This is a genomic window from Rhodanobacter panaciterrae (genome assembly GCF_014651895.1).
Lineage (GTDB): Bacteria > Pseudomonadota > Gammaproteobacteria > Xanthomonadales > Rhodanobacteraceae > Rhodanobacter > Rhodanobacter panaciterrae.
In genome coordinates, this window is record NZ_BMXT01000001.1 from 1,794,046 (window position 1) to 1,806,445 (window position 12,400).

The following is a 12,400-nucleotide window of genomic DNA, read 5'->3' on the forward strand; positions in this document are numbered from 1 at the left end:
ACGACGAGTTTTTCTGATTTTTGTGAGAGGAGGCATGACGCGCGGTAGCCGGAGCTGCTCGCGGTGTCACCATGGCGGTTGCACTCGCTACCTTGCCCTTGAAGAGCGTGCTGGCGGGTGACGGGGATACGCTTTTGACGACCGGAGCGGGGGCTGGAGCGGCCTTGGCTGCCGGCTTGGTAACTGGTTTGGTTGCAACGTGAACTGGCTTGACCGGTTTTCCGGCCGGTTTCGCCACGTGCTTCACCGGCGACTTGGCCGGCGCAGCGGCTTTCTTGGCTACCGGCTTGGTCGCAGGCTTCGTAGCCAACTTCTTGACGATGCTGCTCTTCACCTTGGTGTTCTTGACGGCAGCCTTCTTCGGTGCCGGCTTCTTGACGACCACCTTCTTGACGGCAACTTTCTTTGCCACGGCTTTCTTGGCGACGACTTTCTTGGCCGGGCTGGCCTTCTTCGCTGGTGCCTTGGCGACGACCTTTTTGGCCACCGGCTTGGCGGCTGGTTTCTTGGCGACGACCGGTTTGGCCACGACTTTCTTCACCGTTGCCTTGCCGACTGCCTTGCTCACGGTTTTCTTTGCAGGTGTTTTGGCGCTCTTCACGGTCCGCCCCTTTGTAGCAGCTGCTTTCGGCTTGCCGGCCTTGGTAGCCGGGGTCTTCCCTTTCTGCGCCTTGGCGGCGGTCGAATTACGTGTCGTTTTCGCCATATCCCTTCACCGTTTTTGGCCGTGGCGGCCGGGTGTTATAGCCCATGTGTTCTACACCAGCAAGCTTGCATCTGGAATACTTGTACCACTACACGCCGCAAGTCGTTCCGGTAACGTGAACATCCCATCCCGCTTGATACTGTGGTTGCTGCGTTTGTACAAGCGCTGGCTGAGCCCATTGCTTGGCCCGCGCTGCCGCTTCCACCCCAGTTGCTCCGATTATGCACGGATTGCGGTCACGCGCTTCGGCCCGTGGCGCGGCAGCCTGCTGACCGGTTGGCGGCTGCTGCGCTGCCAGCCATTGTGCACCGGAGGCGAGGACCCGGTACCCGAGCACTTCCATTTCCCCGGCTGTCGCCACCAGTAACTCGGTCGCCAAAGGCGAACGAAAGCTCTTCAGCAAACAACAAACCGAAGCATCACGACTGAAGTTGTTCCGCAGGAGTGCCGGTTTCCCGCGAGCGCCCGCCCCTCATTCACCCCTTCTCCCGAAGGAAGAAGGGGTGGCGAATCACGGTGTCGAGCCGTAGCCGCCTTCCACACCCTTGCTGGCGTATGCCACCGCGTCATGCGGATGCAGGCTTTCCTGGTGTTCGACGCGGATGTGGAAGTCGCTGAGCGCGACGTCCGCATCGAGTGCCTTCTGGATCCGCCGGGCGGCGTCCTCGCAGAACATCAGGTTGCCGCCGTTGGCCAGCGCGAAGGCCTGTTCATCCTCGCGTTTCACCGCGGTCTGCACCGGCGTGCCGAGCGCGTGCTCGACGCGGTCGACCAGATCGATCAGGTGGAGGCCGGCTCCAGCGACAGGACGAATGCGCAGGCGCGCCACGCTACGCTGGGCATGCGGGGTAGCAACGATGCCGTGTTCGCTGCCGAGCCAGGCCAGCACGGCCGCGTGATCGACCGGCTTGGCCGCATCGAAGTCGCTGGCGAACTGGTCCTGGATCAGCTGGCGCGACAGCGCGGCCGAGGCCGGACAGGTGGAGGAATAAACCACCTCGGTGCCGAACTCGAGCAGGAACTCGTCGCCGGTCAGGCTGGCTTCGATGCAGACTGGATAAGCACGCCAGCCGCTGTTGGCGCTGCGCAGGGCCGGGCGACGCACCAGCTGTTCAAAGTGGATGCTGAGGCAGGCGCGATCGGACAGGTCCTTGTGCGAATCGAGGAAGCCACGCAGCAGCGCATGCAGTGAATCGGCAGTGAGCGTCTGTGTGCTCAACGCCTGCTCGACCTGCAGATACAGTCGCGACATGTGGATGCCGCGCTTGTCCGGCCGGTTCAGATTGACGAAAGCGCCGACCCGCGCGCTGGCCCGCTGCACCTCGCCGTCACCCGCATCGAACAACACCGGCACCTGGATATCGGCCATACCGACCCAGTCCAGTGCACCGGCAAGATGCGGCTGCGCGTGTACCGCGACATCGGGGAGCAGGCGGGCGGTATTTTCCTGATTCGGCATCGTTGGATCCTGACATCGGCGAGCTTGTCGCCGCGAAGCAGACAATCTTGGGGCAGCCAAGCCACCGCGCAATAGTGGCGTGGCGGAAACGCTGCGTCTTGAGACGATTTACACCACTTGCCGACGCCATGCACGGGCAGCCTGCCACGCCTGCAACGTGGTCGCCAACCCCGTGCGCGGCTGTCCCGTCTGCAACACGGCCAGTGCATCGTCAGTGAGTGCCGCGCGCCGCGCCAATTGGTTGCCATGACGCGATTCCAGCGCGCGAAACACGCTGAGCGGCCCAGCCAGCGTAGCCGACTCGCGCCAGCTGGCCAGCAGATCGTCCAACTGCGCCTTGATCGCCTGCTGCCGCGCTTCACCCGGCGCACGCAGTTGCATGCGACTCAAGCCATGCCGCGCCAATCGGGCCATCGGCAACGGTAGACAATCGCGCTCGGCGTCCTGCTCCAGTCGCAGCAGCGCGTATAGAAGATGATTGAGCGTGGCGACCCGTGCCGCCCGCGCAGGCGATGCCTCGTTGCCGTACCACCAGGCGGTTTCCAGCGCAGCCAGCGCACCATGCAGCGGCAACGCGGCAGCGAGCTGGGCGGGGAAATCCGCGGCGGTGCCCTGCTCCAGCTGAGCCATCGCAGCCAGCGCCGGGGCCAGCCAGAGATCGCCGGCGATGGCATGCGCACGCTCATCGTCGAACAACACCTGGGTCAGCGGATGACGCCCGCCGCTGGCAGCAGCTCCAGCCAATTCCTCAGCCCACCAGTTGAGCTTGGCCGCCGCCACCTGCGGCTCGCGGATGCCGTAAGCAGCACCGAGCAGCTCCTGCTCCAGCGCCGCCAACGCGACGTGACCGGGATAACGTCGGCCGTCGACGAACACCAGCGCGATGCGCTGCTGCGGCTGCACCGCCAGCCACTTGTCGATGAAGCCCTGCAGTACGGCATTTTGTTCGACCAGCTCGATCATGCGACGACCGGCTGCAACTGCAGCAACGCGGCCAGTTCGGCCGGATGAGCCAGCACCTTGTCGGCACCCCATGTGTGCGGATCACCACCGTCGAGATAACCCCAGCTCACCGCCACCGTATACAGGCCAGCAGCAGCGCCTGCCTGGATGTCGCGCCGGTCGTCGCCTACGAACAGGCAATGCGCCGGCGCCACGCCGGCACGTGCGCAGGCCAGCAGTACCGGAGCCGGATCGGGTTTCTTCACCGGCAGCGTATCGCCGGATACCACGGCGCTGGCGCGACTGGCCCAGCCAATCCGGCTGACCAGCTCGTCAGTGAGGAACGCCGCCTTGTTGGTGACGATGCCCCAGCGCAAGCCGTGTGCCTCGATTCGCACCAGCAAGTCATCGACGCCATCGAATGCCTGCGTCTGCTGAGCCATCACGTCTTGATACAGCTGCAGATAACGTGGTGTCAGCGCCTCCAGCGCAGGCTCGCCGCGCTCGCCAAACGCACAGCGCAGCACGGCGCGCGCACCGCGCGAAACCACCTCACGCACCGGCGCGTACGGCGGGGGCGCAACGCCCTCTTCCACACACTGTGCGACCAGTGCCGCGTACAGATCGGGGGCGCTGTCGAGCAAGGTGCCGTCCAGATCGAACAGCACACCCTGGATGTTTTCCGGTAGCAATTTCATGCCGGCTTATGTGCGCTGAGAAGATAGTTGACCGCGGTGAAGCGGCTGAGCCACGCCTTGCGCTGTAACGGGTTGTAGCCCAGACCCGAGACGTCATCCAGTTCCAGTCCCGCCTGCCGCAGCAGCCGGGCGAGTTCGGACGGTTTCAGGAATTGCGCGTAGTGATGGGTGCCGCGCGGCAACATCCGCATGACGTATTCGGCACCGAGGATGGCCGCGCCGAATGCGGCCGGCGTGCGATTCAAGGTGGACATGAACAGCCGGCCGCCGGGCTTCAACATCGTCGCCAGGTCATGCACCAGCGCCGCCGGATCAGGCACATGCTCGATCAGCTCCATGCAGCACACCGCGTCGAAACTGGCCGGTTCGGCGGCGGCCAGATCGACTGAGGATTGCACGCGGTAATCGACATCGAGGCTCGACTCGTGCAGATGCAAGCGGGCGACGTCGATCACCTTCTGCCCCAGGTCGATGCCAGTGACCTTTGCGCCGGCGCGCGCCAGCGCCTCGCTCAACAGGCCGCCGCCGCAACCGACGTCGGCCACACGGGCGCCACGCAGATCGACGCGGGCGGCGATATAGGCCGCGCGCACCGGGTTGAGGTCATGCAGCGGACGCGATTCACCGTCCGGATCCCACCAGCGTGCAGCCAGCTGGTCGAAACGGGCTATTTCCTCGGGACTGACATTGGCGGTCTGTGACATGGTCGTGTGCTCAAGAAGTACCGGCAGCCTAGCTGGCCTGCCATGCATGGACGGTGATCTCCCAACCGCCGCTGATATGTGCCGGATCGCGCTGCACGATGGCCATGGCCTCGTCCAGATCGTTCGCGCGCAGCAGATAGGCGCCGCCGGACCCATCGCCGAACGGGCCGTTCATTTCATTGCGACCCTGGGCGCGCAGATCGTCGAGAAAGTCACGGTGCATCGATACCACGGCAGGGTCGACATGCGGCTTGCGCATCAGGATGACGAGATAACGGTTCACGGGCGTCCTCGGGTTCAACCAGCGACGATGCGTTCGCGCCAGGCGCGTGTCTTGTCCAGGATCGCGGCGGTGTCGACACCGATCAGTTCACGTGCAGCCAGCTTGCGCTTGCCGGCAATCCACACGTCGCTGACCTGATGGCGGCCGGTCGCGTAGACCAGCTGCGAGATGACATGGAACATCGGCTGGGTTTCCAGATCGCTCAGACGAATAGCCGCAAAGTCGGCCTGCTTGCCGACTTCGATCGAGCCGATCTTCGCTTCCAGCCCGATCGCCTTTGCGCCGTTGAGCGTGGCGGCGCGCAGCGCGAACGCCGCATCGAACGCCGCCGCATCACCGGCCACGGCTTTGGCCAGCAGCGCGGCGGTACGCATCTCGCCGAACATGTCCAGATCGTTGTTGGAGGCGCAGCCGTCGGTGCCGAGCGCCACGTTGACGCCGGCCACGCGCAGCTTCTCCGCCGGGCAGAAGCCCGAGGCCAGCTTCAGATTGGATTCCGGGCAATGCACCACCGACACGCCAGCCGCAGCGCAGGCGGCGATCTCGCCATCGGTCAACTGGGTCATATGCACTGCAATCAGGCGGTCGTTGACCAGACCGAGTTTCTGCAGTCGCTGGAACGGGCGCAGACCGCTCTTGGCCTTTTCGTCCTCGACCTCGTGCGCGGTCTCGTGCGTGTGCAGATGCACCGGGATGTCGAGCTGATCGGACAGCACGCGGATGCGCTCGAAGCTCTCGTCCGACACCGTGTACGGCGCGTGCGGCGCGAACGCGGTGCTGACCAGATTGTCGCCGCGAAAGCTGTCGTGCACTTCGCCGGCGCGCTCGAAGTATTCGTCCTGGCTCTTCGCCCACGCAGTCGGGAACTCGATCACCGGCAAGCCAACCACCGCGCGGAAACCCATGCGCCGGTACGTCGCGCCGATCACGTCGGGGAAGAAGTAGTTCTCGTTGGCGCAAGTGGTGCCGCCGCGCAGCATCTCGGCCACCGCCAGCTCCACCCCATCGCGCACGAATTCCGGCCCGATCACCTTCGCCTCGGCCGGCCAGATGTGCTGCTGCAGCCACACCATCAGCGGCAGATCATCGGCGAGGCCGCGCAGCAGGGTCATCGGGTTGTGCGTGTGGCTGTTGATCAGGCCGGGGATCAGTGCGTGCTCGGCCAGCTCGACGCGTTCGCGTGGCGCGTAGGCAGCACGGGCGTCGGCAATCGGCAGCAACGCGACGATACGGTCGCCATCCACGGCCACCGCATGGTTCTCGAACACCACGCCGTGCGGCTCCACCGGCACGATCCAACGCGCTTCAATCAACAGGTCGATGGGCTGTGGTGTGATCTGACTCATCATGACTCGCTTCGAAAGTGGATACGACAAAGGGCGGCACCTTGCGGCAACCGCCCCTCCTGATCATCTTGTTGCTGGAAGCGGAATGGCGCGCCAGCCCGTCACTTCACGCGGCTGTCGTACTCGCCGGTGCGGGTGTCGACCTTGATGATTTCGTCCTGATTGACGAACAGCGGCACGCGCACCACGGCACCGGTCTCCAGCGTGGCCGGCTTGCCACCGCCGCCGGAGGTATCTCCACGTACGCCGGGATCGGTCTCGGTGATCTTCAGCTCGACGAACTTCGGCGCCTGCACGGCGACGATGCCGCCGTTGAACAGCGTGACCACGCATTCTTCCTCACCCTTGAGCCACTTCCAGGCATCGCCCATCGCGGCCAGCGAAGCCGGCACCATCTCGAAGGTCTCCATGTTCATGAAGTGCCACACCCGCTCCTTGCCGATGCCGTCGATAAACGAAAGCTGCATGTCGGTATCGGTGGCATCCGCCTCTTCGAAGGAGTCGCTGGACTTCAGCGTCTGCTCGGTGGTGCGGCCGTCCTTCAGGTTGCGGATGCGGATGCGGGTGAATGCCTGGCCCTTGCCCGGCTTGACGAAGTCCGCTTCGGTGATGATCCAGGGATCACCGTTATGAAGGATCTTCTTGCCCGTTTTGACGTCATTGAGGCCAAGGGTCGCCATGCGCTGTCTGCTCCGGAGTCACTACGCCTTATGGGCGGTAGAATTAGAATGAATATGTCACGGGCTACAGCGCCCGCACCAAGGCCCGACATGATAACCGCAAGCCCCCATTCCCGCCTATCGTCGCCTGCTCCCGGCTGGCGCGAGCTGTGGCGGGATGCCATCACCGACGCTGGCGAACTGCTGCAGGCGGTGGGCCTGGGCGACCGCACTGATCTGCTGCCGGTCGACGATGCCGGCTTCGCCTTGCGGGTTCCGCGTGGCTTTGTCGCGCGGATGCGCCGCAACGACCCGACCGACCCGCTGCTGCTGCAGGTGCTTCCGCAACAGGCTGAGCACGACCTGGTCGAGGGTTTCACGATGGATGCCGTGGGCGACATGGCGTCCAAGGCTGGACACGGCCTCCTGCACAAGTACGACGGACGTGCGCTGCTGATCGCCAGTGGCAGCTGTGCGGTGAACTGCCGTTATTGCTTCCGCCGGCACTTCCCCTATGGCGAGGAGATCGCCGCTGCGTCGCAGTGGCGCGATGCCCTCGCCCACGTGAAGGCCGACCCGTCGATCCGCGAGCTGATCCTGTCCGGCGGCGATCCACTGGCACTGGCCACGCACAAACTCGAGGAACTGACCCTCGGCCTGGCCGAGCTGCCCCATGTGATCCGCCTGCGCATCCATACCCGCCTGCCGGTCGTGCTGCCCGAACGGATCGACGATGCCTTCGTCGCCTGGCTGGCCGCGCTGCCACTGCAGAAGGTGGTCGTGCTGCATGCCAATCACGCCAACGAGTTTGACGCCAGCGTCGATGCCGCCTGCGCCCGCCTGCGTGATGCCGGCGCCACGCTGTTGAACCAGTCGGTACTGCTGCGTGGCATCAATGACGATGCCGAGGCACTGGCTGACTTGTCCGAGCGACTGTTCGCTGCCGGCGTACTGCCGTACTACCTGCATCAGCTCGATCGCGTGCAGGGCGCCGCGCACTTCGAGGTCAACGACATCCGTGCGCTGGCGTTGATGGAAGCACTTCGCGCGCGACTGCCAGGCTATCTGGTACCCCGGCTGGTGCGCGAAGTGGGCGGCGACGCCTCCAAGCGGCCAGTGTAAATCCGGGACCCGATCACCGATGTGCGGTTTTTCGCTGGCGGCCACTGGCGGAATCCGTTACAAACATCAATGGTGAACGACCCCCGGGTCGTTTCGCCCAGCCCGCGGTGATCAACGGACAGCTCAACGCCCCATGAAAAAAGATTACGTCATCAAGATCCTCTTCATCGAGAGCTCGCTCGAGGAGGCCGAACAGATCATCAGCCTGCTGCGCAACACCGGCATCGCCGTGCGGCCAGCCCGCGCCACCAACGTCGAACAGCTGCAGACGGCGGTGAATGAGCTGGAGCCGGATGTGGTGATGTTCGACCCGGCGGTCACCACCATCACCCTGGCTGAAGCGGTGAAAGTGCTCGACGCCTACGGTCGCGATTATTCGCTGCTGGGCCTGGTCAACACTTTCGAAAACCAGGTCATTGCCGACATGTTCGTGCATGGTGCCCGTGGCGTCGCCTCACGTAGCCAGCCGAAGCAGCTGATCGCGGTGCTCAATCGCGAATTCGATGCGTTGCAGACGCGCCGCCAGGTGCGCCGACTGGAAACCTCGCTGCGTGAATCGGAGCGTCGCTGCGATGCGCTGCTCGACTCCTCCACCGATGCGATCGCCTACGTGCATGAGGGCATGCACGTGCGTGCCAACCACGCTTATCTGGAAACCTTTGGCTACGACAGTTTCGACGACCTGCTCGGGCTGCCCGTGATGGACATGATCGATGCAGCCAATGCGGACGAGTTCAAGTCGCTGCTGCGCGGCCACGCGCGCCAGGAAAAGATGCCGTCCCAGCTCACCCTGCGTGCACGGCGCGCCGACGGCAGCCACTTCGACGCCACGGTGGAATTCGCGCCGGCCACATTCGAGGGCGAACCCTGCCTGCAGATCGTGTTTCGCCGGCAACTTGTCGATCTGGCCATGCTGGCACAACTGCAGCGCGACCCGGTCACCGGGCTGTTCAACCGCGCGCACATGCTGAGCTGCGTCGACGACGCCGTCACCGCCGCCACCAAGGGCAAGAAGGGCCAGTCATTGCTGCTGATCGAACCCGACAACTGGGCTTCACTGGTGGGCGGCATTGGCCTGGGCAAAGCCGATGAATTGCTGGCCCGCTTCGCCGATCGCATCCGCATGCTGTTGGGTGCCGACGACATCGCCGGCATGCTCGCCGAACACACGCTCGGTGTAATACTCGACACGCGCGAGGACGAGGCGATCAGGGAATGGATCGCCAAACTCCAGCACAGTGTCAGCAACGAGATCTTCGATGCTGGCGCCCGCTCGATCACGGTCACCGCCAGCATCGGCGGCAGCCTGCTGGGCGAAAAGAACGCCAACACGGATCTGCTGCTCAACCAGGCCAGTCAGGCCTTGCGCACGGCGCAGAGCCTCGGCGGCAGCAAGGTGGAACTGCATGACCCGGCTGCACGTGAAAAAGCCGACGAGGAGCGCGACCGCTACTGGCTGGAACTGTTGCAGCAGGCGCTGGCGAAAAATGGGTTGGTGCTCTATCACCAGCAGACCATCAGCCTGCAGGATGTCGAAGGCGATTACTCGGAAATCCTGCTGCGCATGAACGGCCCGCAAGGTGAAGTGCTGCCAGGCTTCTTCATGCCGATCGCCGAGAAACACAACCTCACCGGTGCAATCGACCGCTGGGTGCTCGATAAAGCCATCACCGCGCTGCAGTCGCGCGAGGGACAGGGGCAACAGACCACCTTCTTCATCAAGCTCACGGCGGCCTCGCTGCAGGACGACACGTTGCTCCCGTGGTTGCGTGAACGACTTGGACAGGCCGCGCTCAAACGCGGCCATCTGGTGCTGGAAATGACCGAGAGCAAGGTCATGACGCTGTTGCGTCCGGCACAGGAGTTCGTCAACGGCTGGAAGAAACTGGGTGGCCGTTTCGCGCTGGAACAGTTCGGCTCGGGCCTGAACTCGTTCCAGTTGCTCAATCATGTCGACGCGGATTACCTGAAGATCGACCGCAGCTACATGGCCGAACTGCCGCAACACCCGGAAAGCCAGAAGAAGATCGCCGAGATCTGCCAGCAAGCGCGCGAACTGAAGCGTCAGACCATCGCCGAATGGGTCGAGGATGCCACCAGCACGTCGCTGCTCTTCGCCTGCGGTGTGGACTTCGTGCAGGGTAATTTCCTGCAGCTGCCGATGCGGCTGGAGTAATCAGCGGGAACTTGCCTGACCCCGGCGCCGACGCACTGACAGCAAAAAACCCGCGGATCGCTCCGCGGGTTTTTTCATGCAGCGACAACCGCGGGGTGGATTACTCGGCGGCGGATGCTGCGGCAGCTGCTGCCGCCTTGGCGCTGATCTTGGCAGCGGAGACTGCGGCGATGTCTTCCTTGATGCGGGCAGCCTTGCCTTCCAGACCACGCAGGTAATACAGCTTGGCGCCGCGCACCTTGCCCTTGCGCTTCACGGTCAACGAGTCGATGGCCGGGCTGTGCGCCTGGAACACACGCTCCACGCCGGTGCCGTGCGAAATCTTGCGCACGGTGAAGGCCGAATGCAGGCCGCGGCTGCGCTTGGCGATGACGATACCTTCGAACGCCTGCACGCGCTCGCGGTTGCCTTCCTTCACCTTGACGTTGACCACCACGGTGTCGCCGGGGCTGAATTCCGGCAGCTGGCGGGTGATCTGCTCGGATTCGAACTGTTCAATGATCTTGTTCATGGCGCACCTGTCGGTTCACTTTAGCGATATCAATGCTGCGGTCGTCATTCGGCCGCATCGTCTTGCCGCAACCGCTCAGCTTGAGCATGTTCACGGCGGAATTCATCCAGCAAGGCTTGGGATTTCGCATCCAGCCCACGCTGTGACAACAAGTCCGGGCGGCGCAACCAGGTTCGTCCCAGCGATTGCTTCAGGCGCCAGCGGGCGATCGCCGCATGGTCACCGGACAGCAACACCTCCGGTACATCACCCAGCGCATCGTGCACCGGTTTTCCATAATGCGGACAATCCAGCAGGCCATCCGAAAATGAATCCTGCTCGGCTGACTGCGCGTCATTCAACGCACCGTCCTGCAAGCGTCCCACCGCGTCGATGATCACCGCCGCGGCAAGCTCACCGCCGGACAGCACATAATCGCCGATGGAAAGCTCCTCGTCGACCTCGTGCGCCAGCAGACGATCGTCCACACCTTCGTAACGTCCACAAAGCAGCGCGATGCGCGGCAGTTTCGCCAGCGCCTCCACCCTGCCCTGCGTCAGCCGCGCTCCCTGCGGACTGAGATAAATCAGATGCACCGGTTCCGGTACGGCGTCACGCATGGCCGCCAGGGTCGTGCGCAACGGTTCAATCATCATCACCATACCGGGACCGCCGCCATACGAGCTGCTGTCCACACTGCGGTGTTTGTCGGTGGCGTAGTCGCGCGGGTTCCAGGCTTCCACCTGCAGCAACTCGCGTTGCTGCGCGCGTCCCACTACACCAACGGCGGCACACTGACGCACGAAGTCGGGAAACAGGCTGACGACATCGATGCGCATGATCCTTGGTCCTTATGTCCCGCAACCCGGCGACGTCAGAATTCAGGATCCCAGTCCACCACCATGCGCCCGGCGGACAAGTCCACTGAACGCACATACGAACCCTGGATGAAAGGAATCAGCCGCTCGCGCTCGCCATCCCTCACTACCACGACGTCGTTGGCACCGGTGGCGAACAGGTGACTGACCCGCCCCAGCTTCACGTCTTCCGTGGTGACGACCTCAAGTCCTTCGAGATCGACCCAGTAATACTCATCTTTCGCGGGTGGCGGCAACTGCTCACGGGTGACATAGATGTCATGACCGATAAGCGCTGCTGCCTGTTCGCGGTCGTCCACTCCAGGCAATTGGGCCACCATGCCCTTGCCCTGCGTACGACCCTTCACTCCCGTGATCTGCGTCTCCACACCCGGCGCTGCAGTAAGCAGCCAAGGCTGGTAGTCGAAGATCCGCATGCGCGGCTCAGCCCAGGATTCGATCTTGAGCCAGCCCTGCACACCGTACAGCCCGACGATGCGTCCGATCAGGACGCGCCGACTGGCTACAGTCATACTCAGGCAGCCTGCTGCTTGCCGGCTTCCTTCACCAGAGCGGCGACCTTGTCGGTCAGCTGGGCGCCCTTGCCCACCCACTCCTTGACGCGCTCGACGTTCAGCTCAAGGCGCTTGTCCTTGCCCGACGCGACCGGGTTGTAATAACCGACGTTCTCGATGTTGCGGCCGTCGCGCTTGCTGCGCTGATCGGTCACGACGACGTGGTAGAACGGACGGCCCTTGGCGCCACCGCGCGAAAGACGAATCTTGACCATGGTAAAACTCCAGAATTGCCGAATGAGCGGCAGGCACACGAGAGACGTGCGCGGTAAACGGGGCATTTTAGCGGTTTTTCGGGAAAAGGGAAGGGCTGACGGCGAGGAGTGAGCGAGTGAAGAGGCGTGAGAAACGGGAGTGAGGCGTCAGACCCGGCTTTCTCTCAT

General features: G+C 63.7%; 14 protein-coding genes. 3 read left to right on the forward strand and 11 right to left on the reverse strand.

The genetic code is table 11. From position 1 onward, the window contains the following. The first annotated feature begins 821 nt into the window (after positions 1-821). Positions 822-1,073, forward strand: coding sequence for a membrane protein insertion efficiency factor YidD (yidD, locus tag IE071_RS16020; RefSeq protein WP_425503441.1), 252 nt, complete (start codon positions 822-824; stop codon positions 1,071-1,073). Positions 1,074-1,217: 144 nt separating this feature from the next. Here the strand turns inward: yidD and folE2 are convergent, their stop codons facing one another. The 7 genes from folE2 to efp all read right to left on the reverse strand — a co-directional run bounded on the left by folE2 (position 1,218) and on the right by efp (position 6,818). Further along, positions 1,218-2,165 carry a GTP cyclohydrolase FolE2 gene (gene folE2 / locus IE071_RS08325; protein ID WP_189440622.1) on the reverse strand — a complete coding sequence of 316 codons (948 nt, stop codon included), beginning with the start codon at positions 2,163-2,165 and terminating at the stop codon, positions 1,218-1,220. A 108-nt stretch (positions 2,166-2,273) separates the two neighbouring features. Beyond that, on the reverse strand, positions 2,274-3,128 hold the full coding sequence (locus IE071_RS08330; protein ID WP_189440623.1) for an isoprenoid biosynthesis enzyme family protein: 855 nt from the start codon (positions 3,126-3,128) through the stop codon (positions 2,274-2,276). After that, the gene (gene gph / locus IE071_RS08335) at positions 3,125-3,805 is read right to left on the reverse strand and encodes a phosphoglycolate phosphatase (protein ID WP_189440624.1); all 681 of its coding nucleotides are present in this window, start codon (positions 3,803-3,805) and stop codon (positions 3,125-3,127) included. Before gph ends, IE071_RS08330 begins: the two co-directional genes overlap by 4 nt. Further along, on the reverse strand, positions 3,802-4,509 hold the full coding sequence (gene ubiG, locus IE071_RS08340) for a bifunctional 2-polyprenyl-6-hydroxyphenol methylase/3-demethylubiquinol 3-O-methyltransferase UbiG (protein WP_189440625.1): 708 nt from the start codon (positions 4,507-4,509) through the stop codon (positions 3,802-3,804). Before ubiG ends, gph begins: the two co-directional genes overlap by 4 nt. A 28-nt stretch (positions 4,510-4,537) precedes the next feature. Beyond that, positions 4,538-4,792: a YciI family protein gene (locus IE071_RS08345; RefSeq protein ID WP_189440626.1), complete on the reverse strand. Its 255-nt coding sequence runs from the start codon at positions 4,790-4,792 to the stop codon at positions 4,538-4,540. A gap of 14 nt (positions 4,793-4,806) precedes the next feature. Further along, the gene (locus IE071_RS08350) at positions 4,807-6,138 is read right to left on the reverse strand and encodes a TRZ/ATZ family hydrolase (RefSeq protein ID WP_189440959.1); all 1,332 of its coding nucleotides are present in this window, start codon (positions 6,136-6,138) and stop codon (positions 4,807-4,809) included. A 101-nt stretch (positions 6,139-6,239) separates the two neighbouring features. Next, a complete protein-coding gene (efp, locus tag IE071_RS08355) occupies positions 6,240-6,818 on the reverse strand; it encodes an elongation factor P (RefSeq protein ID WP_189440627.1) in 579 nt (192 codons plus the stop codon). A gap of 90 nt (positions 6,819-6,908) precedes the next feature. Here efp and epmB point away from each other — a divergent pair, with 90 nt between their 5' ends. Next, a complete protein-coding gene (gene epmB / locus IE071_RS08360; protein ID WP_189440628.1) occupies positions 6,909-7,919 on the forward strand; it encodes an EF-P beta-lysylation protein EpmB in 1,011 nt (336 codons plus the stop codon). 133 nt (positions 7,920-8,052) lie between these two features. Then, on the forward strand, positions 8,053-10,095 hold the full coding sequence (locus IE071_RS08365; protein WP_189440629.1) for an EAL domain-containing protein: 2,043 nt from the start codon (positions 8,053-8,055) through the stop codon (positions 10,093-10,095). A 100-nt stretch (positions 10,096-10,195) separates the two neighbouring features. Here IE071_RS08365 and rplS read toward each other — a convergent pair whose 3' ends face one another. The 4 genes from rplS to rpsP are packed head-to-tail and all read right to left on the reverse strand — an operon-like array spanning position 10,196 to position 12,232. Then, positions 10,196-10,606, reverse strand: a complete 411-nt coding sequence (rplS, locus tag IE071_RS08370; RefSeq protein ID WP_189440630.1) for a 50S ribosomal protein L19 — start codon at positions 10,604-10,606, stop codon at positions 10,196-10,198. A gap of 44 nt (positions 10,607-10,650) precedes the next feature. After that, entirely contained in the window at positions 10,651-11,424 is a 774-nt protein-coding gene (trmD, locus tag IE071_RS08375; protein WP_189440631.1) for a tRNA (guanosine(37)-N1)-methyltransferase TrmD, read from the reverse strand. Between the two features lie 35 nt (positions 11,425-11,459). Then, complete coding sequence (gene rimM, locus IE071_RS08380; RefSeq protein ID WP_189440632.1) at positions 11,460-11,975, reverse strand: ribosome maturation factor RimM; 516 nt, start codon at positions 11,973-11,975, stop codon at positions 11,460-11,462. Positions 11,976-11,977: 2 nt separating this feature from the next. Beyond that, the gene (gene rpsP, locus IE071_RS08385) at positions 11,978-12,232 is read right to left on the reverse strand and encodes a 30S ribosomal protein S16 (RefSeq protein WP_189440633.1); all 255 of its coding nucleotides are present in this window, start codon (positions 12,230-12,232) and stop codon (positions 11,978-11,980) included. Positions 12,233-12,400: the final 168 nt, after the last annotated feature.